At 69.8% G+C, this 22,095-nt stretch carries 18 protein-coding genes and 1 tRNA gene; 9 read left to right on the forward strand and 10 right to left on the reverse strand.

The features are described 5' to 3' along the window. The first annotated feature begins 64 nt into the window (after positions 1-64). Genes AAF430_03750 through AAF430_03760 form a run of 3 tightly spaced genes read left to right on the forward strand, consistent with a single transcriptional unit; the run spans position 65 to position 4,824 of the window. The gene (locus AAF430_03750; protein MEM7409333.1) at positions 65-562 is read left to right on the forward strand and encodes a MarR family transcriptional regulator; all 498 of its coding nucleotides are present in this window, start codon (positions 65-67) and stop codon (positions 560-562) included. A 3-nt stretch (positions 563-565) separates the two neighbouring features. Next, complete coding sequence (locus tag AAF430_03755) at positions 566-1,696, forward strand: efflux RND transporter periplasmic adaptor subunit (protein MEM7409334.1); 1,131 nt, start codon at positions 566-568, stop codon at positions 1,694-1,696. Further along, complete coding sequence (locus tag AAF430_03760; GenBank protein MEM7409335.1) at positions 1,693-4,824, forward strand: efflux RND transporter permease subunit; 3,132 nt, start codon at positions 1,693-1,695, stop codon at positions 4,822-4,824. The genes AAF430_03755 and AAF430_03760 overlap by 4 nt, the downstream gene beginning before the upstream one ends. Positions 4,825-4,859: 35 nt before the next feature. Here the strand turns inward: AAF430_03760 and AAF430_03765 are convergent. The 7 genes from AAF430_03765 to AAF430_03795 form a co-directional block, all read right to left on the reverse strand. Further along, positions 4,860-4,949: transfer RNA gene (locus AAF430_03765), tRNA-Ser, on the reverse strand. Positions 4,950-5,027: 78 nt separating this feature from the next. Next, positions 5,028-6,155, reverse strand: coding sequence for an ArsA-related P-loop ATPase (locus tag AAF430_03770; GenBank protein MEM7409336.1), 1,128 nt, complete (start codon positions 6,153-6,155; stop codon positions 5,028-5,030). After that, the gene (locus tag AAF430_03775) at positions 6,152-7,102 is read right to left on the reverse strand and encodes an ArsA-related P-loop ATPase (protein MEM7409337.1); all 951 of its coding nucleotides are present in this window, start codon (positions 7,100-7,102) and stop codon (positions 6,152-6,154) included. The genes AAF430_03770 and AAF430_03775 overlap by 4 nt, the downstream gene beginning before the upstream one ends. After that, positions 7,099-8,118 carry an NAD-dependent epimerase/dehydratase family protein gene (locus AAF430_03780; protein MEM7409338.1) on the reverse strand — a complete coding sequence of 340 codons (1,020 nt, stop codon included), beginning with the start codon at positions 8,116-8,118 and terminating at the stop codon, positions 7,099-7,101. The genes AAF430_03775 and AAF430_03780 overlap by 4 nt, the downstream gene beginning before the upstream one ends. Continuing rightward, a complete protein-coding gene (locus AAF430_03785) occupies positions 8,115-9,800 on the reverse strand; it encodes a fatty acid CoA ligase family protein (protein ID MEM7409339.1) in 1,686 nt (561 codons plus the stop codon). Before AAF430_03785 ends, AAF430_03780 begins: the two co-directional genes overlap by 4 nt. Before the next feature lie 13 nt (positions 9,801-9,813). After that, positions 9,814-10,716, reverse strand: a complete 903-nt coding sequence (locus tag AAF430_03790) for an alpha/beta fold hydrolase (GenBank protein ID MEM7409340.1) — start codon at positions 10,714-10,716, stop codon at positions 9,814-9,816. A gap of 4 nt (positions 10,717-10,720) precedes the next feature. Continuing rightward, positions 10,721-11,737: a 3-oxoacyl-ACP synthase III gene (locus AAF430_03795; protein ID MEM7409341.1), complete on the reverse strand. Its 1,017-nt coding sequence runs from the start codon at positions 11,735-11,737 to the stop codon at positions 10,721-10,723. Positions 11,738-12,112: 375 nt separating this feature from the next. Between AAF430_03795 and AAF430_03800 the strand changes: the two genes are divergently transcribed. Genes AAF430_03800 through AAF430_03810 form a run of 3 tightly spaced genes read left to right on the forward strand, consistent with a single transcriptional unit; the run spans position 12,113 to position 15,196 of the window. Beyond that, complete coding sequence (locus tag AAF430_03800) at positions 12,113-13,354, forward strand: MFS transporter (protein ID MEM7409342.1); 1,242 nt, start codon at positions 12,113-12,115, stop codon at positions 13,352-13,354. After that, entirely contained in the window at positions 13,351-14,355 is a 1,005-nt protein-coding gene (locus tag AAF430_03805; GenBank protein MEM7409343.1) for a phytanoyl-CoA dioxygenase family protein, read from the forward strand. The genes AAF430_03800 and AAF430_03805 overlap by 4 nt, the downstream gene beginning before the upstream one ends. Before the next feature lies 1 nt (position 14,356). After that, positions 14,357-15,196, forward strand: coding sequence for a class I SAM-dependent methyltransferase (locus tag AAF430_03810; protein ID MEM7409344.1), 840 nt, complete (start codon positions 14,357-14,359; stop codon positions 15,194-15,196). Positions 15,197-15,199: 3 nt separating this feature from the next. On the opposite strand, the gene AAF430_03815 is transcribed toward AAF430_03810, so the two are convergent. After that, positions 15,200-16,126 (reverse strand): class I SAM-dependent methyltransferase, encoded by a 927-nt coding sequence (locus AAF430_03815; protein ID MEM7409345.1) that lies wholly within the window; start codon positions 16,124-16,126, stop codon positions 15,200-15,202. A gap of 161 nt (positions 16,127-16,287) precedes the next feature. Here AAF430_03815 and AAF430_03820 point away from each other — a divergent pair, with 161 nt between their 5' ends. The 3 genes from AAF430_03820 to AAF430_03830 all read left to right on the forward strand — a co-directional run bounded on the left by AAF430_03820 (position 16,288) and on the right by AAF430_03830 (position 19,973). Next, positions 16,288-17,628, forward strand: a complete 1,341-nt coding sequence (locus tag AAF430_03820) for an MFS transporter (protein ID MEM7409346.1) — start codon at positions 16,288-16,290, stop codon at positions 17,626-17,628. A gap of 163 nt (positions 17,629-17,791) precedes the next feature. Next, a complete protein-coding gene (locus tag AAF430_03825) occupies positions 17,792-19,180 on the forward strand; it encodes an alginate export family protein (GenBank protein MEM7409347.1) in 1,389 nt (462 codons plus the stop codon). Between the two features lie 103 nt (positions 19,181-19,283). Next, complete coding sequence (locus tag AAF430_03830) at positions 19,284-19,973, forward strand: DUF2490 domain-containing protein (protein ID MEM7409348.1); 690 nt, start codon at positions 19,284-19,286, stop codon at positions 19,971-19,973. 15 nt (positions 19,974-19,988) lie between these two features. On the opposite strand, the gene AAF430_03835 is transcribed toward AAF430_03830, so the two are convergent. Both AAF430_03835 and AAF430_03840 read right to left on the reverse strand, forming a co-directional pair. Then, positions 19,989-20,873, reverse strand: coding sequence for an SDR family oxidoreductase (locus AAF430_03835; GenBank protein ID MEM7409349.1), 885 nt, complete (start codon positions 20,871-20,873; stop codon positions 19,989-19,991). 60 nt (positions 20,874-20,933) lie between these two features. After that, positions 20,934-22,022 (reverse strand): PEP-CTERM sorting domain-containing protein, encoded by a 1,089-nt coding sequence (locus tag AAF430_03840; protein MEM7409350.1) that lies wholly within the window; start codon positions 22,020-22,022, stop codon positions 20,934-20,936. Between the last annotated feature and the right edge of the window lie 73 nt (positions 22,023-22,095).

Genomic DNA, 22,095 nt, shown 5'->3' on the forward strand with positions numbered 1-22,095 from the left:
CCTACCGGAGACGGCCGCCTGCGCGGGGCCTTGCATTATTTGTATATGCAACTAATATGGACCCGTGGCCCGACGTTCCGCCAAGACCCCGCAGTCCAGGAGAGAGACCTCGCATGAGCTCGCGCGCGAGCTGGGTCGTTCGTGCCTGCTTTTCCGCGCGCGGGCGCTATCCCGGAAGCTCACGTCGCTCTACGACGACGCGGTGCGCCCGCTCGGACTCAAGTCGACCCAGGTGAACGTCATGACTGTGATCGGCTTGCGCGAGGGCGAAGCGCGGCTCACCACCCTGGCCCAGATGCTCTCGCTCGAGCCCTCGTCCCTCTCTCGGATCGTGCGCGTCATGGAGCGCAACGGCTGGGTCGAGTCCCGCCCCGATCCCGAAGACGAACGCGCCCGCCGGATCCGCCTGACCGACGCGGGTGTGTCGCTTTATGCCCAGGCCGTCGAGCGCTGGCGCGAGTCCCAGGAAGAGGCTCGCACGCTGCTCGGCGCCGACGGTGCCCTGCTCTTCACCCAACTCGCCAACGACACCCTGTTCCCTCGCGCGCCCGGATCGGTATGAGTCATGTCACTACGACAGCGGGGCGCCCTGCTCGGCGCTCTCTTCTTTCTCGCCGGAGCCGGCGCGCTCGGGTTGCGCAGCGGCGGGGCAGCTCCCCCCTCTGACTCCAGCGCCACGTCGCTCGCCGTCCGCGTCGCCCCCGCACGCATCGAGGCGGGCTACACGAGCGACCAACGCTTCGTGGGTCGCGTGGAGTTCGCCCAGACAGCCGAGCTGAGCTTCGAGCTCGCTGGAAAGCTCGCGGCGCTGCGCGTCGACGAGGGCGACCGCGTCGCGCCCGGGGACGTCCTCGCCGAGCTGGATACGGCGCGTCTGCGGGCACGCCGCACCGAACTGGTGGCTGCGCGTCGCGAAGCCCAGGCCCAGCTCGAGCTGGCGCGGCTACGCGACCGCCGCGCCCGGGCGCTCGTTTCCGAAGACGTGATCTCTCCCCAGCAGGGTGACGACGCCCGGCTCGAAGCCGCTGCTCGGCGCGCTTCGGTGGCGCGGGTGCGCGCTCAGATCGCGAGCCTCGACGTCGATCTCGAGAAGTCTCAGCTACGCGCGCCCTTCGCCGGCGAAGTGGCGGCACGCCACGTCGACTCGGGCGTGGTGGTCGACCCGGGAGCACCGGTGCTCCGCCTGCTCGAGAGCGCCCGACCCGAAGTGCGCGTGGGCGTCTCCCCCGAAGTCGCGGCGGCGCTGGCGTCGGGAGAGGCCGTGACGGTGGCCATTCACGACGTGCCGATCGAAGGAAGTGTGATCGCGGTGCTGCCCGAGCGCCGCAGCGAGACGCGCACCGTCGCCGTCCGCATCGCGCTTCCCGACGCCTCCGAGACCGACGCGACGTTCCGGGAGGGCGACCTCGCCGAGCTGCGTTGGCAGCGACCGGTCGACACCCCGGGCTTCTGGTTGCCCCGCAGCGCGTTGACCGAAGGGACGCGCGGGCTCTGGGCCGTCTACGTGGCCGCGCCCGGCGAGTCCGAATCGCAGCATCGCCGCCTCGCGCGACGCCCGGTCGAGGTGCTTCACGAGAGCAACCGGCGCGTCTTCGTACGCGGGGCCATCGAGGCCGGGGAAGACGTCGTACAGGAAGGCGTCCACCGGCTCGTTCCCGATCAGCACGTGCGCGTGGCGGGGGGCGACCCGTCGTGATCACGCGTCCCGCCGAATCGTTGCTGCGCAACCGCCACCTGATCGTGATGGTGCTGCTGGTGATGCTCGCCGCCGGTGGCAGCTCGATGCTGTCGCTCCCGGTCACCGAAGACCCGCGCATCACTGGACGCAACCCGCTGGTGCTCACCGCCCTTCCGGGTGCTTCGCCGGAGCGGGTCGAGGCGTTGGTCTCGGAGAAGATCGAAGAGAAGCTCAAGGAGATCGCGGAAATCCGGGAGGTCGACTCGACCTCGCGCGCGGGCATCTCGATCGTCTCGATCACGCTCCACGACGACGTCTACGACAACGACGAAGTCTTCGCCGAGATCCGCGACCAACTCGCCGCCGCGGTGCCCGAGCTGCCCGCCGAAGCCGGCGCGCCGGTCTTCGACGAGAAGCGCGGTGCCACCGCCTTCTCGCTGATCGTGGCGCTCACCAGTCGAGACGAGGCCTTGCTCGGCATCTTGTCTCGGCTCTCGGAGGACCTGGCCGACCGGCTGCGCGCCGTTCCCGGGACCGAGCTGGTCCGTCTCTACGGCGAGCCCGAAGAGGAGTTCACCGCACTCGTCGACGATGACGAGCTCGCCGCGCTGGGCCTCACACCGGCCGACGTCGCGGCGGCGCTCCGCGCCGCGGATGCGAAGACACCCAGTGGTCGATTGCGAGGCGCGAGCAGCGACCTGGTCCTGGAGGTGCAGGGCGAACTCGATTCTCTCGCGCGCGTGCGCGAGGTTCCACTGCGACGCGCGTCCGACGGCGCGCTGGTTCGGGTCGGCGACGTCGCGGAGATCACGCGCCGCTGGCGGGAGCCCGCGAGCGAGACTGCGCTCTACGAAGGCGACCGCTCCGTTTTCGTCGCGGCGCGGATGGAGCCGGGCGAGCGCGCGGGAGCCTGGGCCGAACGCTCGCGCGCGATCGTGGCGGAGTTCGAGACGGAAGTCGGCGGACCCATCGCGCAGCACATCGTCTTCGACCAGAGCCACTACACCACCGAACGACTCGGATCGCTGGGCGCCAACCTGCTGCTCGGCGCCGCGGTGGTCATGGTCGTGGTGCTGCTCACCCTCGGCTTGCGCGCCGGCCTGGTGGTGGGGGCAGCCCTGCCTCTCACGGTGGCCCTTGCGCTCTTCGGGCTGCTGTTGACCGGGGGCTCGCTCCAGCAGATGTCGATCTTCGGGATGATGATGGCGCTGGGCCTGCTCATCGACAACGCGATCGTCGTCGTCGACGAGGTGAGTGCACGCCTGCAACGCGGCGACGAGCGCGACCAGGCCGTAACGGGCGCCGTGCGGCACCTGTTCGGTCCGCTGTTCGCCTCGACGCTGACGACGGTGCTCGCCTTCGCTCCGATCCCGCTCCTGATCGGCAACGTCGGCGACTTCGTCGGGCCGATCGGCGTCTCGGTGATCCTGGCGCTGGTGGCCTCCTTCGCGATCTCGATGAGCCTCGTGCCGGCGCTGGCCGGGCTCTTCCTGCGGCGGCCCGAGCCCGGCGAGCGCGCAAGGCGCTGGTGGCACCATGGGCTCCAGCTGCCACGGATCGCGGCCCTCAGCCGCACGGCCCTCGATGCAGGGCTGCGCCGCCCTTGGCGCGCCCTCGCCGTCGCCGCCGCGCTCCCCGCCCTGGGCTTCGCCGTTGCGCCGCTGCTCGGCAGCCAGTTCTTTCCGGCGGTCGATCGCAACATGTTCGACGTCCAGGTGTGGCTGCCGCGAGGCACCTCCCTCGAGCACACCCGCGCCGTCACCGCAGAGATCGAGGCGCGCATTCGGCGCCATGACGAAGTGAAGCGCGTGGCCTGGCTGGTGGGAGGGAGCTTCCCGAGCGTCTTCTACAACCTGGTGATGAACCGGGACGATGCGGCCTATTACGCCCGCGGCATGGTCGAGACGGGCACGGCCGCCGAGGTGAAGGCACTGTTGCCCGTGCTTCAGGCCGAGATCGACCGCCAGGTGCCCTCGGCCCAGGTGGTGATGCGTCCCTTCGGGCAGGGCCCCCCGGTGGAGGCCGAGGTCGAGTTCGAGATCGTCGGGCCCAGTCTGCCCGTGCTCCAGGCACTCGGTGAAGAGGTCCGCAGTCGCTTGATCGAGCGACCCGAGGTGCTGCACACGAAGACGTCGCTCGAGAGTGGGGCGCCGAAGCTGTGGGTGGACGTCGACGAGGACGAAGCGCGGCTCGCCGGGCTCTCGCTCCGCGACGTCGCGCGCCAACTCGAGCACCGCCTCGAGGGCCGGACCGGAGGATCGGTGCGCGAGGGCTACGAGGAGCTGCCCGTGCGCGTTCGAACCGTCGACGCCACGCGGCGCAACCGGGGGGGCCTCGCGAACACCGCACTCCTCGGCGAGGCGCGCGGCGAATGGCTGCCGCTGAGCGCCCTCGGTGGTCTGACGCTACGGCCCGAGCTGGGTGGTATCACGCGTTGCGAAGGCGAACGCTGCAACCGCGTGCAGGCCTACCTGCGACCGGGAACCTTGCCCATCGAGGTCTCGAACGCGCTGCTCGAACGGCTCGACGCTTCGGGGTTCACCCTGCCCACCGGCTACACCCTGCGCACGGCCGGCAGCTCCAAGGAGCAGCAGAAGTCGATCTCGAGCCTGCTGCGTTACGCGCCGGTGCTGGGCGTGCTGATGATCGCCACCGTCGTGCTGTCGTTCCGGAGCGGTTTGCTCGCCGCGGTGCTCTTCGCGGTGGCCGGTCTCTCGGCCGGTGTCGGATTGTTGGCCACCTGGATTGCCGGGTTCCCGTTCAGCTTCAACTCCATTTTGGGGATCGCCGGCCTGATCGGCGTGGCGCTCAACGATTCGATCGTCGTGCTCGCTGCGATCCGCGAGGACCCACGCGCCCTACGCGGGGAGCGCAGCGCGATCGTCGACGCGGTGCTCGGCTGCGGGCGACACGTCACCTCGACCACCCTCACGACCATCGGCGGTTTCCTGCCGCTGCTCGTGTTCGTCGGCGGAGACTTCTGGCCGCCGCTCGCGGTGGTGCTGGCCGGGGGAGTCGCCGGAGCGACACTGCTTGCCGTGCTCTTCGTCCCGGCGAGCTACGTGCTGCTGGTGGGCCGCAGGGTGAGGCCCGCCGTCGAACCCGTGCCGACCGGTGGGACCCGCCCGCTCGAGGCCGCCGCCTAGACGCGCGCTGCAGGAGCCGCGGGGTGGGCCCGGCTTGGCGGAGAGGGTGGGATTCGAACCCACGAGGGGCGTAAACCCCTGGCGGTTTTCAAGACCGCTGCCTTCAACCGCTCGGCCACCTCTCCGCGTTTCGAAGCCACAGGGTAGCGCCTTGCCGATCGGCGGAGGAAAGCGCGAGCAGCTGGGGCCTCCCCGCGTCGATCTCAGGCGCGTTCGAATGCCGCGGCGAGCGCGCCCAACCCTTCGAGTTCGGATGCGGTCTCCGGCAGCTCGGGCAACGCGAGCACGAAGCCCGCGCCCTTTCGTGCGCCCAACTCCGTCTCGAGCGCCTGGTGTCGGCGCGCGCTGTCGGCTTCGGCGCGGGCCAGGGGATCGAGCTTCGCGAGCGCGCGTACGAGGGCGTCCGGCGCCTTCGACTTCTCGAGGTCTGGGTAGGCCTCCGAAGGAAGCGGCCGATCGACGGTCCACGCCCGGCTTCGATTCAGAACGGTGCCGGCGAGCGGGAGCTCGAGCTCGCGCGTCCGCTTCGCGAAGTAGCGCGCCTCTTCCTGCGCGGCCGCCGTCGGCGACGATACGAGCAGGAAGGCCACCTGCGGACCACCGAAGAACGCACGCATGTCTCCCTGGCTGCGAGACAGATGCAGGAGCACGTGCTCGAAGAGTACGAAGAACTGCTGGATCTCCGCCCTCGCGCGCTCTCCGAAGGCGAGGTCGAGGAGGCGCTCGAAGACCCGGGTCGCGGCCTGGCGCAGGCGATTCTCCGAGGACGGGAGAAAGAGGCGCAGCACGCGTCGGTCGAGGAAGGCACCGGCTCGCGACGGCGCGTCCAGAAAGCGCAACGCGTCGCGCGACGGCGGGGTGTCCAGGACGATCAGGTCGTAGCGCTCGTCTGCGACGAAGCCCTGCAGGGCCTCGACCGCCATGTACTCCTGCATGCCCGCGATCATCGAGGTGATGTGTCGGTAGACGCGATTGCCCAGCAGCTGCTGCGCGCTCGAGGCGTCGCTCGAGATCCGACGCACCATCTCGTCCGACACGGCCTGGGGATCGAGCATCCAAGCGGACAGGCTGCCGGGCGGATCGATGCCGACCGCGCGCAGCCGCTCGGGGGAGAGCAGCGTGGGGTCGCGGTCGTTGGGCGAGACGCCCAGCGTCTGCGCCAGGCGCTTGCTCGGATCGATCGTGATCACGAGCACGCGCCTTCCGGCGCGGGCCGCCGCCAGGGCCAGCGAGGCGGACGTGGTCGTCTTCCCGACGCCACCCGCACCGCACACGACGACGATGCGCCGGTCGTGCAGCAACGCCTGCATCTCTGCAGCGTGGTTCGTCATGACGGGCTCCGATCCAGGCGCTCGCCGAGCCGCGCCACGAGGGCCTTCTGCAGTGCATCCGTATCGTTCGCGGAGAGGTCGGGGTGGTCCGGGAGCTCGACCACGGGAAGGTCGCTCGCCTCGACGAGACGACGCCGCGCGTCCCGGGCCAGGCTGGTGCGACGGAAGGCCAGTTCGCCGTGGATCTCTTCGCGGGCGAGGAGCTCCTCGAGCGCCGCGCGCTCCTCGGCATCGAAAGGATCCTCGGGCACGCGATTCAGGAAGACGCCTGCCGGCTGAACGTGGGTGGCGCGCAATCCCTCGATGAGTTCCTCCGCCTCGGTCACCGGGAGGATCTCGGGAAGCGTGACCACCCAGGCCGCGCACTGCGCCGGGTCGTTCAGGTACGACTGGCCCTCGCGCATGTAGCGCGGGATCGGTCCGTCGGGGAGCGCGTCGAGCAGGATCTCCGGCAGACTCGTCAGCGCCAGCGTCTGACCGGTCGCGGGCATGTCGGCGACGATCACCTCGTGCTGGGGTGCTCCGTCTTCGCGCGTTTCCTTCAGGAGCGTCAGCAGGTGGAAGAAGACCCCGAGCTCGTAGAGGGAAGGCACGGCAGCGACGAACTTGCGCAGGGTCTTCGAGCGCAGTGCGGTCCGGATCAAGGGGCCCGCCGGGACCACGCTGTGGGCGAAGAGCTCGTGACCGCGCGTGGCCCAGACGTGACAGCCGAAGAGCCGTTCGGGTCCGAGCGGCTCGGGGTCGGGAGTCAGCTGCTCGCGGCCGAACAACCGCCCGAGCGGCGAAGGCCCTCCCTCGGGATCGCCGATCTCACAAACCAGCACCCGCTTGCCGCGCTGGGCCGCCAACGTGGCGAGCGCCGCCGCCACCGTCGTGCGGCCCACGCCTCCCTTCCCCGTCACGAGGTGGATGCGGTGGGAGAGCCCAGCGTGAAGATCCTGCGTCACGGGAGGCCGTTCCCTTGCGCGACGGCGTCCGCGCGAGCGAAGTACTCGCGCAGGCGCGCCATGCCCTCGGCCGTCGAAACCGACGGGACGTAGCCGAGATCGCGCCGCGCCGCCGTGAGATCGTACCAGTGAGCGGTCGCGAGCTGCCTGGCCGCGAAGCGCGTGATCGGGGGCTCCTCCCGCCGGCGTAGCAGGGCGTAGACCGTCTCGGCGGCAAGCCCCGCCCACCACGCCAGGCGCGCGGACACGCGGCGCTCGACCGGCGGCAGACCGGCGGCGTCCAGCACCGCATTGATCCACTCCCGCGCCGGCGCGGGCTCGCCCTGGGCGATGAAGTAGGCGCGTCCCGCACACGCGGCCCCGGGTGCGAGACGATCCGCGGCGAGGAGGTGGGCCTCGGCGGCGTTGTCGACGTAGGTCGCGTCCACGAGCTTGTCCTCCGGGCCAACCAGACGCAGCCGCCCCGCACGGGCGCGTTCGAGCAGGCGCGGCACCAGCTGGGCATCGCCGGGGCCCCACACGAGATGCGGACGCAGGGCGACCGTCGCGAGAGTGGCGTCGTTGGCGGCCAGTACGATCCGCTCGGCCGCCGCCTTCGACTCGGGATACGCGGCCTCGAAGTGCGTGGCGTAGGGGAGGGACTCGTCGGCGCCTTCGATGTCGCCCCCCGCGTGGGCCACGCTGGGGGTGCTGGTGTAGACGAGCCGACCCACGCCGTTTCGCCGACACGCTTCGATCACGTGCTCGGTGCCGGTGACGTTCGTGCGCCGATACTCGGCCCGTGCTCCCCAGCCACCCACCCGCGCAGCCACGTGGAAGACCACGTCACGGTCGCGCGCGGCCCCGGCGACGGCGTCGATGTCCGCGAGATCGCCGCGCACGGATTCGATGCCCAGGGCTTCGAGCTCGGGGTGTGCGCCGCGCGAGAAGCTCCGCACCCGATCCCCGCGCGCGACCAGCCGTTCGGAGATCGCCCGGCCCAGAAAGCCCGCCCCCCCGGTGACGAGCGCTCTCACGGGGAAACCGGACGACGGCGGCCGAGCTTACGGGCCGCCCAGCGCGCGAGCTCGGGGCGCCCGATCTTCGCGTTGTGGCGGATGTCGACGGGGAAGCGGCGGTGGAAGAAGAAGGTGGCGACCGCGCGCGTTCCCTCGTGCGTCTCGGCGATCGCGCGCAGCTCCCGTTCGATTGCGTCACGCTCACGCCGCGGCGTGCCCGACAAGAGCTCGACGCAGAGCACGGGCTCCCGGTCTTCGCCGCCGGACGCGCGCGGAACCCCGACCAGAGCGGTGCGCCGCACCTTCGGGTGAGCGTCGAAGATCGCCTCGACGGGAGCGGTGTGCAGGGTTCCCGCGGCCGTCGGCACGCGATCGGCCTTGCGGCCGCAGTACCAGAGGCGTCCGTGCGCATCGAGGTACCCGACGTCGCCCATCCGGTGCCAGCTGCCGCCGCCGTCCGACGCCGGGAGCTTTGCGATCGCGTCGGCCTCGGGCCTTCCGTAGTACCCACTCGTGGCCTGCGGACCGCGCACGATGATCTCGCCGATCTCGCCCGGCGGAAGCACGACCGCCAGGTCCCACGCCGCGATCGGCCGATCGTCGATGCGGATGATCCGAAGCTCGATCGAGGGGACCGGCGCACCGACGCAGATGCCAGCGCCCTGCTCGGTTCGCGCGGCGGTGTCGGTCAGCACCTCCCGGCTCGAGATGCACGACACGGGCAGGCATTCGGTGGCGCCGTAGGGCGTGAAGATGGTGGCACCGTCGGGCAGCATCCGCAGGAAGCGCGCCATCACCTCCGCCGGAACCGGCGCGCCGGCCGAGACCACGCGGCGCAGCGTCGACAGCTTGCTCCCGTGGACGTCGCCGTAGCGCCCGACCGTGTCGAGCAGCGCGGGGGACCCGAAGAGATTGGTGGCCCCGAAGGCCTCCGCAGCGTCCAGGATCACGCGCGGATCGACGTCGCCCGGACGCGTCGCATCCATGTCCGGTACCACGGAGCTCATGCCGAGCGCGGGATCGAAGAGCGCGAAGAGCGGGAAGGTCGGGACATCGACCTCACCGGGCTCGATCGCCGCGAGGCCTCGGATCGCCTCGACCTGCGCGGCGAAGTTGCCGTGGCGATACATGACGCCCTTCGGCGGCCCCGTACTCCCGCTCGTGAACAGGATGGCCGCGATCTCGTCGTCGTCGGTCTCCGCGACCGCATAGGGTTCGTCGCCGCCACCGCGTGCGATCAGCTCGTCGAGCGTGACGTCGCCGAGGTTTCGGGCCCAGCGCGGCCCGACCGTCACGGCGATCCGCACGCTCGCGCGCCCCCACCCCAGCGCGAGGCGCGCCATCTGGGCCTGGGGGATCGCGATGAAGGCCTCGGGCTCGGCCTCGTCGAGGCAGCGCTTCAGACGGCGGATGCCGATGCCCGGATCCACCAGCACGGGGACCGCACCCGTCTTGAACAGCGCGAGGGTGAGCGCGAACATCTCGACGCTCGGCTTCACCAACAGCGCCGTGCGCACACCGCGGCCGATGCCGACGCTCTCGAGACCACGCGCGATCCGGTCGCTCAGCTGATCGAGTTCGCCGTTCGTCGTCGACGCGTAGCGAACCCGCCCCCCGGAGCCGCGTCCGGCCGGAGTGTGGATCGCCGCCGCCTCGGGCGCGCGACGGGCCCGTTCGAGGACGAAGGAGGCGACGTTCATGTCCGCCCCCCGCTCACGCCGGGTGCTTCGCGAGGAAGTCCCGCACCCGCGGAATGATCTCGCCGCTCGCTTCCTCGAGGACATAGTGGCCGGCGCGCGGGAAGCGATGCGACTCGGCGTGGGGCCAGATGCGCTCGAAGACGTCGAGCACCGCTGGCTTGAAGACGAAATCCCTCTCCCCCCAGAGCAGCAGCGTGGGCGTCCGCACCTCGGCGAAGTGTGAGAGCCCGTGTTCGATCTCGCTGACCGTGGCGTAGGCCGGATCGCCAGGCGCGAGCGGGATGTCCTGCACGAAGCGAAGGGTCGCGATGCGGTGTTCCGGGGTGTCGTAGGGAGCGCAGTAGGCGTCGCGCAGTGCCTTCGGCAGCGGGCGTGCGGGAGCCATCCAAGCGGCACCGCGGGCGAACAGATTCAGATGCCGCACCATCCAAGAGGCGAGTCGCGTGCCGCGTACGAAGGCAAGCGACGCCGGCATCGCCATATCGTCGGGCAGATGGAAGGCCGCGGTGTTCATGAGCACGAGGCGCGCCACGCGATCGGGGTGACGTACCGCCCAGCCCATCGCGATCATGCCACCCCAGTCGTGGGCCACCAGGGTGAGCTTGCGCTCCGGTTCGACGTCCGCGAGCAGCGCTTCCAGATCGTCGATCCGTGACGACAGGGTGTAGGTGTAGCGCGCGTCGTCGGGCTTCTCGGAGTAGCCGCAGCCGAGATGGTCGGGCACGAGTACCCGATGGTCCGCAGCGAGCGCGCGGGCGAGGTCGCGGTAGTAGAAGGACCAGGTCGGATTCCCGTGGACCATCACCACGGGTTCGCCCGCGCCCTCGTCCAGATAGTGCATGCGCAGCCCGTCGCGGTCGAAGAAGCGTCCTTCGAAGGGATAGAGCGCGTGGGGCACGGTGGGCAGGGTGCTCACCGCTTCACCAGATGACCTCGCCGACCGAGCAGTTGAGCCCGCTTCCGATCCCGGCGAGCACGACGCGGTCGCCGCGGCGAATGCGGCCGAGGTCTCGCGCCTTCGACAACACGATCGGCACCGAGGCCGGACCGATATTCCCGAACTCCCCGACGATCATCAGTGCCCGCTCGAGATCCACCTCGAGATTGGCGGCCAGCTGCTCCGCGTGTCGCGCACTCACCTGGTGGATGCAGTATTCGTCGACCTCGGTCTCGTCGAAGCCCAACGCCTCCTGCGCGCCAGCCCAGGTCTCCTTCGAAAGGCCGACGCCCGCGACGAGCAAGCCCTTCGTATCGGTGACGCCTCGATCGACCTGGCCGACGCAGAGATGGTTGTACTCGGTGGCGGCGCGAGAGAAAGTGCCGCGAAAGCGGTGCCCGTCCGGAGCCAGGTCGGCGCGCGCCAGGATCATCGCGACCGCCCCGGATCCCGTCGTCAGCGATGCGAACTCCTCGCGGAAGGTCGCCATGTCGGTCTCGGGTCGCTTCAGGCGCGCGATCGTCGACTCGATCAGAAAGCGGCTCGACTCGCCGTCGACCACCATGCCGTAGTCGATCTGACCGCGTTCGATCATGTTGCCCACGATCTCCATCCCGTTCAGGAAGGCGAGGCACGCGTTGCCGACGTCGAAGTTCATGCAGGTGTCGGCCAGCTTGAGGTTGCCGTGCACGAGGCAGGCGGTCGAAGGCTCGACATAGTCGCGGCAGACGGACGTGTTGATCAGCACGCCGAGCTTCGAGCGATCGAGATCGGCATCTTCCAGCGCGAGCTCGGCCGCCTGGGTCGCCGCGTCGCTCGGCTGGGTCTGCTCGTTCCAGAAACGGCGCTCCTGGATCCCGGCGACCGCTTCGAGCAGGTTCGGCGGCAGTCCGAGCCTGGCCATCGTCTCGCTGAGCTGATCCTGGATCTCGGCGGAGGTCACCCGATGCGGTGCGTCGACGTGGCGCACGCTCAGGATGGAAAGGTTCTCGAAGTTCATGGGGCTCCTTGGCTCGCCGAGGTGGCAAGCGATCGGCAGCGGTCCCCGAGGCGGAAAACGGGAGGCTCCGGGGAAGAGCTCGGGAAGCCGAAGCGTAGCGCCCTGTGGGTAGGCGACCTGCGCCAGACCCCGGGCCCGAACCCGATGCGCGCGGGTTCGGAGAAGCCGGAAACCGAAACGATCGGGGGATCGGACACCCGTTTCGGAATCCGATCGGTACCCCCCAAGGGGAATCCGCGAGCAAGGGGTTCGACCCAGGTGGGCGCAGGGGATCGAGCAGTCCGCGTCGAGGGCCGGTCACCTCGGTGAACCCGAATCGTCTTGCTCGTCGGCACCGGCGAAACCATCGCGAACATCGGATACTGCGCGGCTTCCGTGCGAGAACGATCCCGCCGTGTCTTCGCGCTCTCCGCCTTCGTCTGGGCGGGCGAGAGCATCTATCTGCTGCCGTACACCCTGCGGCGGGACTATCGGGGCACGCTCATCGAAGTGCTCCAGCTTCCCGACGAGGCGGCGCTGGGCGCGATCTACAGCGTCTTCGGCGCGCTCTGTCTCGGCGCCTATGTCGCGGGTGGGTGGCTGGCAGATCGGGTCTCGCCGCGCGTCCTGCTGCCCTTCTCGCTGGCGCTGACGGCGATTGGCGGCGGAATCCTGGCGACCTTCCCCACGTCGCCGATGGTGCTCTACGCGCTGTTCGCGCTCTGGGCGTTTTCCACGATCCTCACGTTCTGGGCTGCCCTCATCAAGGCAACCCGCGCCTGGGGCGGCGACTCGGAGCAGGGGCGCGCCTTCGGCTTGCTCGACGGGGGCCGGGGCCTGGTCGCGGCGGTGGCGGCCTCCGTCGGTCTCCAGCTCTTCGCCGCGCAAGGCGGTGGCGCGACGGGGTTGCGCGCGGTGATCGCGCTGTACACGGCAGCGTGCCTGATCGGGGCGGTCGCCACCTGGTTCGCGGTACCGGGTGGATCCGAAGAACCCGAGCCGCCCGGCGAGCGTACCGATGCCAGCAGCGGCGCCAAGCTGCGCGCCGTGCTGCGCCTGCCGAACGTCTGGCTGCTCGGCGGCGTGATCTTCTGCGCCTACACGGCGTACTACGGCACCTTCTACTTCGCCGGCTTCGCCATGGCCGCCCACGGCCAGAGCGCAGCGGGTGGCGCCGCGGTGAGCGTCGCGAGTGGCTGGCTGCGCGCGCTCGTGCCCGTCGTTGCAGGTCTTTCTGCGGACCGCGCGAGCTCGCGGAACGTGATCGTGGCGAGCTTCGCGGTGCTCGTCGTCGCGTTCGCGAGCATGGCGGCGCTCCGCCCCGAGGTCGGGGGGATCGGGCTGCTCTACGTCCAGGCCGCCACGATCGCGGCGGCCGCCTTCGCGCTGCGCGGCGTGTACTACGCGCTCCTCGAAGAAGGAGGCCTGCCGACGCATCTCACCGGAACGGCCGTGGGCGTTGTCGCACTGATCGGCTACACCCCGGATGTGCTGACGCCCTACCTATGGGGCGTCCTGCTCGATGCCCGACCGGGTGCCGCAGGCTACCGGACGCTGTTCGGCTCGCTGGCCGTGAGTTCCCTCCTCGGGGCGTTCCTCGCTGCCCTGCATCGTCGGAAGCGCAGGAGCGACCTATGACCGAGCCCGAACGCGTCAGTGCCTTTGCCTTCCTCGACGCCGCCAACGCGGCAAGCGACGGCATCGACGAGCAATGGGTGGCGAGCAACGAGCAGTGGTGGAACTGGTATCTGTCCCTCGCCCATGACGATGGGAGCCCGGCGCGCCCTTCCGTCGATGTACCGCCCCTCCCCGAGCTGCCCGCCCCGTCACTTCCCGAGCTGGAATCGGAGCTCGACGCGCCCTACCGCCTGGCTCCGGCGGCCGTCGAGCGGTTCCGGAGCGACGGCTACGTGAAGCTGCGGGACGTCTGCTCGCCGGAGGCGCTGCTGCTCCTACGTCGCCACTTCGAGGTCCTCTTCGCACGAACGCTCGCCGATGCGCCAGCGATGCGGTTCCCGAGCCTCGAAATGATGTGGGTGACCGATGCGATCGTCGCTGCGTTCGTGCGGAGCCGTCGCCTCGCCCGGATCGCCGCCGAGCTCCTCGGGGTACGCGCGGTACGCCTCTACCACGACAACGCGCTCTCGAAGCTGCCGGGCTGCGGCCGGACACCCTGGCACTACGACGCTCACCACTACCCGATCGCGTCCGAGAGCGTGGTGACGGTCTGGGTGCCGCTCCAGCCGACGCCCGAGGCGATGGGACCCTTGGCGTTCGCGCGCGGGATCGAGGCCTGGCGACGGGTCGCCGATCTGCCGTTCAGCAAGTACGACGACTCATACGATCGCGGGATCGCCGACGCGTTGCGGGACGGCGGGGTGCCTGTCGACGACGGCCCCTTCGAGCTCGGGGAAGTGAGCTTCCACCACACGCGCAGCCTCCATACGGCGGGACCGAACCGGACGAACCAAGCACGGATGGCGCTGGCGACCACCTATCTCGAGGATGGAGCCCGGCTGGTCGACTCGCCCACGCTGATCAGCGGCGACTTCGAGAAGTTCATGCCCGGCGTCGCGCCGGGCGATCCGATCGCGAGCCGGCTGAACCCGATCCTCTACGACAGCGAAGGAGAGTCCTAGCGTGAGTCGGGAAGCCGGAGACACCCACGAGCGCAGCCTCGCCCACTGGAGTGAGCAGGGCCGGGACGAGATGGATGCCTTCTACCGGGTGGCGAGCCTCGACTACCGAGAGCTCGCACAAGCCTGGGACTGGGACACGTTCCTGCGGCAGCGCGTGGCAGCGCGCTCAACGGTCCGCATCCTCGACGTCGCGTGCGGCAGCGGCAAGTTCCCCACTGCGCTTCGGGCTCACACGGCCCTCGGATCCCTCGACGGAAGCCGCTTCGTCCTCGACCTGCTCGATCCCAGCGCGTTCTCCCTCCGTGAGGCGCGCGCTTCCCTCGCACCTCCGATGGTCGGTGGTCGCGATTTCGAGTGCACGCTGCAGGCGATTCCCGCCGATGCCACGGGCTACGACGTGGTCTGGGCCGTGCATGCCCTCTACGCGCTCCCCGAGGCCGAGCTACCCGCCGGCGTCGAGGCGTTTCTCGGCGCCCTTGCCAGCGACGGTCTTGGGTTCGTCGCCCACGCCACGCGCTCGGCGCACTACCTGGCGTTCTACGAGGCGTACCTCTCCCGCTACCGAGCCGACGACACGCCCTACGCGTGCGGTGAGGCTGTCGCGGATGCCTTCCGCGACGCGGGTGCGAAAGTCGAGGTGAGGCCGTTGGTCTACGAGCAGGTGATCGAAGACGACGCGGTGCTCGAGGGTTTCCTCCAACGCTGTCTCTTCGATTCCGAGCTGAGCCTCGACGACATGCGTCGGGATCCCGTGCTGGGCGCCTATCTCGACGAACGCCGAGACGCGGAAGGCCGCTCCCGCTTCCGGCAAGACGTTTCGATGATCTTCGTCTGGCGCTGAGCTTCAGCCCGCGATCGAGAAGACGTCGACCGGGTGTGAGATGAAGTTCCGGCCCTGGTGCTCGAAGGCGACGAGGCGAAGGTAGCGAGCGACCTGCTCCTGCACGGACGCGGGCAGGCTCCTCCCGTCGAACTGGATGATGAAGTCGCGCAGCGCGAGCCCGGCATCCGTATCGCCTTCCAGCAAAGGGGTGACCTCTACAGCCCCCTCCACCCGACTCTGTTGGTAGTTCCAACCCCAACGGTCGAGCAGTTTCGCGAAGCCCTCCGCAAAGAGCGTGGGCCGGGAGTGCTCCTTCTTCCAGAAGAGCTCGGCGAGATCGTTCAACGCCTCGCACGGTGCGTGGAAGACGATGAGCCGCCCCCCCGGCGCGAGAGACTTGCGCGCCTTCTCGAGCGCGGCTGCCGGGTCGGGCATGTAGTAGAGCGAGTGGACGAAGTAGATATGATCGAAAACGAGGTCGGTCTGGAAGGCTTCGAAAGTGGCGGGAACCAGCTCGACGCTCACGCCCTGTGGCGCGGTTTCGCGGAACAGCCGCTCGAACGCCGCGCACTCCACCCGGTTCGGGTTGACACCGACGTAGTGCACCTCGGCGGAACGGGAAGAGAGCCCCTGCAGGATCGGTAGGTCGAGAAGTCCGCTGCCGCAGCCGACGCTGAGCATCTGGAAGGGACGATCGCGGCGCCGGGCAGGCGTGATCTCCCGGGCGAACCACTCGATGATGCGCTGACGCTGGTCCGAGCGGCCCTCGTAGAGGGCATGGGTCTCGAGAAATCGCGCCTCGTCCAGGGGGACGAGCGCATCGATTTCGGCGAGGGAGGCGTCGAGAAGAGCGAGGAGCCGCTCGCGCTCCCGCTCCCGGAGTTCGACGGCCGTCGGGATCGGGGTGGTCAGAGGAGCTCCCTGGCTCCAGTGCGCCTGTGCGGCCATGGGAGCTTGTGGTGGCTCCAGGAGGAGCCGGAGGCGGCGAGCCGCAGACGTTGCCGGAATGCGTCGGGCTCCGCCACCCGTGGCTCTCCCGCTGGCTCGGAGGCCGAATCCGAGGCCATCGCGCGTTGCCCCCGGCCGCCCCTGCCACGAGACTCGGTGACGTGCGCGCGTGGTTTCCGCCCGACGTCCCCTTCGCCCCGCGGCGCGCCCCGTTCTTCTACGGCTGGGTGGTGGTTGCGGCGGCCACCGCCGGGGTGCTCTTCAGCATTCCCGGCCAGACGATGGGAGTGAGCGTCTTCACCGACTCCTTGCTCGACGCGACGGGCCTCGGGCGGCTCTCCTTCTCGAACGCCTATCTCCTCGGAACCCTCGCCTCCGCTCTGTTGCTGCCGCGCGCCGGGGTATGGATCGACCGCCGGGGTGTTCGCGTGTCCGCCATGACTGCAGCGCTCGCCCTCGGGATCGTAGTCGCCGTATTGTCGCAAACCGATCGGGTGGTCCGCGCCGCCGCCTCGGCCACGGCACTGAGCGCGAGCACCGTGGCCTTCGTGGTACTGACGTTCCTCTTCGTGAACCTGCGCTTCTTCGGGCAGGGAGTTCTCACCCTCGCGAGCAACACGATGCTGGCACGCTGGTTCGAGCGACGGCGCGGCATCGCCGCGGCCACGAGCGGACTCTTCGTCGCCTTCGGCTTCGGCTACGCGCCCCAGCTCTTCGACGCGTGGATCGAGCGGGCGGGCTGGCGCGGAGCCTGGCTCGAGATCGCGTTGCTGGAAGTGGTGGGCATGGGTCTGCTCGCGTGGCTCTTCTACCGCGAGAATCCGGCGTCTTGCGGACTGAATCCCGACGGAGCCACGGACTCCTTGGAGAAGAGTGACCCACCGGTGGAGGCCACCGCCTCGACCCGCGCCGAGGCTCTCCGGACACGCGCCTTCTGGGTCCTCACCCTGAGTCTCGCCCTCCAGGGCGCGGTTCTGACCGGGATCACGCTCCACATCGTCGACATCGGTACGGAGGCCGGGCTCGAACGCACCCGCGCCGTCTCGCTGTTCCTGCCCATGGCGGTCTTCAGCACGGCGACCGGCGCTCTGGTCGGCGTGCTTGCCGATCGCACCTCGATGCGTTCGCTCGTCCTGAGCCTGCTCTTCTGGGAGGCAGTCGGTTTCGCGGCGAGCGCTCACGTCGGGGATCCCGCGGGCTTCTGGCTGGCGTCGATCTGCCTCGGCGTGGCGGGTGGACACTTCAGCGTGTTGTCTGTGGTGGGACATCCGCGCTTCTTCGGCACACGACACCTCGGATCCATTGCAGCGGCCAGCACGAGCGTCGTCGTGGTCGGCAGCGCCCTCGGGCCGAGCGCCCTTGCCCTGTCACGAGCGACCCTCGGCTCCTACCAGCCCGCACTGCACGCCGCAGCGCTGTTGCCGCTCGTCGTCGGCGCGTGCGCGATCGTCCCACTCCACCCGCGAGACGTCCCGCCGGCCGCACGCGAGGCGCGCGAGTAGTCGCACTCGTCGGGTTGCTGGTGGGGAGAACCTGGGCTGCGCTCACACGTGCCGCGCGGACCGAATCACACCCACCTCTGCCGCGCGACGATCGCGGAAGGAGTGCGAGTGGACGCCCGCGGCGCTCGCGCCCCACGAAGCGGACTGCTAGCGTGCGCGCCCGATGCGGCGACTGGTGTGGTTCGTTTTCTGTCTCCTGGCCTGCGGCTCGCTACCCGCGCACGCCGAGAGCGACGCTCCCTGGCGACTCCAAGAAGCACTCTCCTTTCCCGAAGCGCTGCAGCTCTCGGTGGAGCAGCGCTTCCGGATCGAGTCCCTCGACGACCAGTTCCGGATTCGTCGTCACGGACACGACCGGGCCTGGGCGTCGCGCACCCTCGCGCACGCGCGCATCCACCTCGCCGACGTCGGGGGCCTGGGCGACTTCACCTTCGGGGCTGAGCTGATCGACTCCCGCATCTGGGCGGCGGACCGCAGCGTCACGCGCGACACCACCCTGGTGAACACCGCCGAGCTCCTCCAGGGGTACGCCCAGTTCGCGACGGACATTCCCGAGGTCGGGAAGCTCCGCGTGCGCGGCGGCCGCATGACGATGAATCTGGGCAGCCGACGCCTGGTGGCACGCAACCGCTTCCGCAACACCATCAACGCGTTCACGGGCGTCGAAGCCGAGTGGACCTCCGACTCGGGCCAGACCCTGCGCGGCTTCTACACGCTCCCGGTGCAGCGCCAGCCCACCGAACTCGACAAACTCCGCGACAACGACATCGAGTTCGACGAAGAGAGCTTCGACCTCCAGCTCTACGGCGCCTTCTTCTCCACGCCCCTCGTCGGTCTCGATGCGGCCGAGTTCTACTTCTACGGCTTGAAGGAGCGTGATCGCGAACGGCGCCCCAGCCGCAACCGCGAGCTGTACACGCCCGGGTTTCGGCTCCTGAGGAAACCCCAAGCCGGTGCGTTCGACTTCAACGTCGAGGCCGCGCTGCAGTTCGGCGAGACGCGTGCGTCGAGCAGCGCACGCAACGACCTCGAGCACTTCGCCCAGTTCTATCATGGGGAGATCGGCTACCTCTTCGACTGCGCCTTCTCCCCGCGGATCTCCGCGCAGTACGACTGGGCCACGGGCGACAACAGCCCCGGCGATGGCCGCAACGAGCGCTTCGACACCCTCTTCGGAGCCCGCGCCTTCGACTTCGGCCCGACCAGCCTGTTCGGCGCCTTCGCCCGCTCGAATATCAACACGCCGGGAGCCAAGTTCGAGGTCGTTCCGTGGAAGAATGTCTCGGCCTTCGTCGCCTATCGCGCGTACTGGCTCGCGTCGGAGCGGGACACGTGGACGACGTCGGGCGTGCGCGACCCCAGCGGCCAGACCCGCCGCTTCGTGGGCCACCAGGTCTGGGCGCGCGTCCGCTGGGACGTTCTGCCCCGGAATCTGCGTCTGGAGGCCGGGATCGCCCACCTGTTCCGCGGAGAGTTCCTGCGCGGCGCGCCGAATGCAAACGGTCAAGGCGCGCCGACCTACGTCTACGGGCAGACGACGATCTCGTTCTAGAAAACCGCGTCTTCGGCCGGGCCGGCAGCAAAGTGTGTCGACTCTGTCTTAGAATGCGCGCGCGATGTCTCCCGAGACCTGTCGGCCCTTGCGCACAGCCCCCATGCGTCCCCTGCGAACGGCATTCCTGGCTCTCTCCCTCCTTCTGTGCGCGGCGGGCGTCGCGCAGGCGGGCGACCGCAGTGAGGGTGCCGTCTGGATCGTCAACCAGGCTGCCGTTCCGCTCGGGAATGGACTGTCGTTTCACGGCATGGTGCAGAACCGGTTCACGGGCGACGCCGACGTCTACCAGCGGACCGTGCTGCGCCCCTGGCTCGCCTGGAACCTGCCCCACGGGTTCGAACTCGCCGTCGGCTACGACGCGCACCTCTTCGCCGAACCGCGCTCCTTCGCGGAGCAGCGAGGCTGGCAGCGCATCGCCTACCGCTACGACTTCGGCGGCTTCCGGGCGCTCACGCACCTATGGCTCGAGGAGCGCTTCTTTCCCGGCGAATCGACCGCGTTTCGCATGCGCTGGGCGATCGAGGGCGCCGTCGACCTCCCCTATGAGACGGCCTTCGTCTTGCGCAACGAGTTCTTCTTCGACTTGAACCCGACCTCCCGCATCCCGGCGCGGAAGTTCGGGGAGGACCAGCTCGTGGCCCAACTGCAGCACCGGATCAACCCGTGGCTGCGTGCCGACGTGGGCTACCTGATGCAGTTCCTCGACGGCGGCGACGACGACCTCTACAACCACACCTTCACCGCGGGCTTCGCAGTGACGCTCCCGGGGCTCGGCGCGAACGGGCCCTGAAGCCGCAGCCGGCGTTCAGCTTCCGGCCGAGCCCTGATTGATCTCGTGGGTCCGGGCCGAGGCCGCGCGGCCGAGCTTCTCGATGTCGGCTTCCATCTGCGCGACCCCTTCGCCGGCCTCGCGCAGGGCGCGGCGGCTGGCGGCGAGGCGGCCGAGCAGCGAACGCAGCCAATAGATCGCACCGGCCGAGCGGGGCACGTGGATGCGGTGGCGACGCGCTTCGATGCCGTCGGTGATCATGCGCACGCAGGTGTCGAGGTCGGTGGTCACGCCCAGGGGCCAGGGCATCGACGCGCGCCGCTCGCGGAAGGCGGGAAGATCGGCGTCGCTCTCACGCACGAGGTCGGTGTCGATCCAGGACGGGTGGGCCGTGCCGCAGTCCACGCCGCGGTGGCCCACTTCGAGTCGCAGCGCACCCACCAGCGACTCCACCCCGGCCTTCGACGCGCCGTAGGAAGACGAGCCCGGCATCGGGATGTAGGACGCGACCGAGGCGATCCCGCAGAAATAGCCCTTGCGGGCGAGCAGCGACGGGAGCGTCGCGCGCGCCGTGTGGTAGACGCCGTGCAGGTTGACGTCGACCGTGCGCAGCCAGGCCGCGGCGTCGCCCTTCTCGACGGTGCCGTAGGTGGCGATGCCGGCGTTGGCCACGACCACGTCGATGCCGCCGAACTCCTCGACCGCCGTCTGGGCCGCGGCTTCGAGGGCCGCCGGGTCTGTGACGTCGCAGGGCACGACGATATGGGGCTTCCCGAGCTCGTTCGCACGGGCCTCGAGCTCGCCGGTCTCGACGCCGGTGAGCACGACCCGTGCACCGCGTGCCGCGGTTTCGCGCGCCAGCCCCGCGCCGATCCCGCGCGCGGCACCCGTGATGAAGACGACCTTGTCTCGCAGCGTCATGTGCCCTCCTCGCAAGTCGCGCTGGGACGATAGTCCGCAGCGCGGGAAACGGGGAGGCAGTCAACCCCGCGCGCGCCGGCGTGCCAGGCCCGCCAGCAGCGAAGCGCCCGCTCCGAAGCCGAGGAGCGCTCCGGGCTCGGGCAGCACGGCGACGAAGGCCTCCGTGTCGCCGTTCGGGTTCGTCCCGTGGCCGACGATGATGGTGCCGTCCGGCGAAACTCCTTCCGCTTCCCTCAACGTCCAATCGCTGAGGTCGATTCCCTCGTCCTCGAGCAGGTCCTGGAGGAAGCGCATTCCGGAAAGCGGCTCCCAGACGAATGCCCACAGCGGCCCCCCCACGGCCCGCTGTCCGTCGGCCGAAACGTCGTGGACGATGGAGAGACAGATCGCGGGGAACGGGCTCAAGCAGCCGAGGTTCTGGAGGCCCGACGCGGCGTCCCACCGAAACGCGTTTCCATCGGCGGTCGCTTGACCGCCTCCGAACACGGTACTCCCATCGAGCGTGACCGCCGTGGCCCACGAGCGGTTGTTCCCCGGAACCGAGCCGAGCAGCTGCGTGCCTCCGACCGCGTCCCATCGGAAGGGCTCGTGTACATCCGCCTGACCCACCACGACGGATCCGTGCAGAGAGGACGCGCTCGCGGCGCCGGCGGGAGCGTCGAGGGCCTCCATGCCGGCTGCCGCGCTCCAGCGGAAAGCGACGGGGCCAGAAGCCCCTCGCGAGTTTCCCAGCACGTAGACGCCGTCGGGCGAGATCCCGTTCGCCCCGCTCGCGTCGTGGCCGGGGAGAAAGCCCAACCCTTGCATGCCGTTCAGCGCATCCCAGGCGAACGCCTCTTTCTCTCCCGCCGCGTTGAACGCGAATCCGACGATGATCGTGCCGTCGTCCGACACGTCATCCGCTTCGCTCGCACCGCCGCCGGGCAGAGTCCCGAGGCCCTGCATTCCGTTCGTCGCGTCCCAGCGGAACGCTTCCCGCCCCACCGCGGTGGTTCCGCGACCGACGACGACCGAGCCGTCGGCAGACACGGCGCGTGCCTCGCTGTTGACGATCCCTCCCGGGAAATCGCCCAGCGGCGTGAACGACGCCGGCTGGGCGGCGGCAGCGGCGGCGGCCCAGACGAAGACCAGGGGGAGGAGCCAGCGCATCCGACGATCATGCGACATTCGCTGCGGCGGGGATACGCCGATGTCGAGATGCGCGGCATCCGGGGAACTCGTG

This window comes from Myxococcota bacterium (assembly GCA_039030075.1).
GTDB lineage: Bacteria > Myxococcota_A > UBA9160 > UBA9160 > SMWR01 > JAHEJV01.

Coding starts and splice junctions, on each gene's coding strand:
- AAF430_03755 (MEM7409334.1), top strand. CDS start 566: ATGTCACTACGACAGCGGGGCGCCCTGCTCGGCGCTCTCTTCTTTCTC.
- AAF430_03840 (MEM7409350.1), bottom strand. CDS start 22,022: ATGCGCTGGCTCCTCCCCCTGGTCTTCGTCTGGGCCGCCGCCGCTGCC.
- AAF430_03805 (MEM7409343.1), top strand. CDS start 13,351: ATGACCGAGCCCGAACGCGTCAGTGCCTTTGCCTTCCTCGACGCCGCC.
- AAF430_03795 (MEM7409341.1), bottom strand. CDS start 11,737: ATGAACTTCGAGAACCTTTCCATCCTGAGCGTGCGCCACGTCGACGCA.
- AAF430_03770 (MEM7409336.1), bottom strand. CDS start 6,155: ATGACGAACCACGCTGCAGAGATGCAGGCGTTGCTGCACGACCGGCGC.
- AAF430_03830 (MEM7409348.1), top strand. CDS start 19,284: ATGCGTCCCCTGCGAACGGCATTCCTGGCTCTCTCCCTCCTTCTGTGC.
- AAF430_03825 (MEM7409347.1), top strand. CDS start 17,792: ATGCGGCGACTGGTGTGGTTCGTTTTCTGTCTCCTGGCCTGCGGCTCG.
- AAF430_03785 (MEM7409339.1), bottom strand. CDS start 9,800: ATGAACGTCGCCTCCTTCGTCCTCGAACGGGCCCGTCGCGCGCCCGAG.
- AAF430_03835 (MEM7409349.1), bottom strand. CDS start 20,873: ATGACGCTGCGAGACAAGGTCGTCTTCATCACGGGTGCCGCGCGCGGG.
- AAF430_03815 (MEM7409345.1), bottom strand. CDS start 16,126: ATGGCCGCACAGGCGCACTGGAGCCAGGGAGCTCCTCTGACCACCCCG.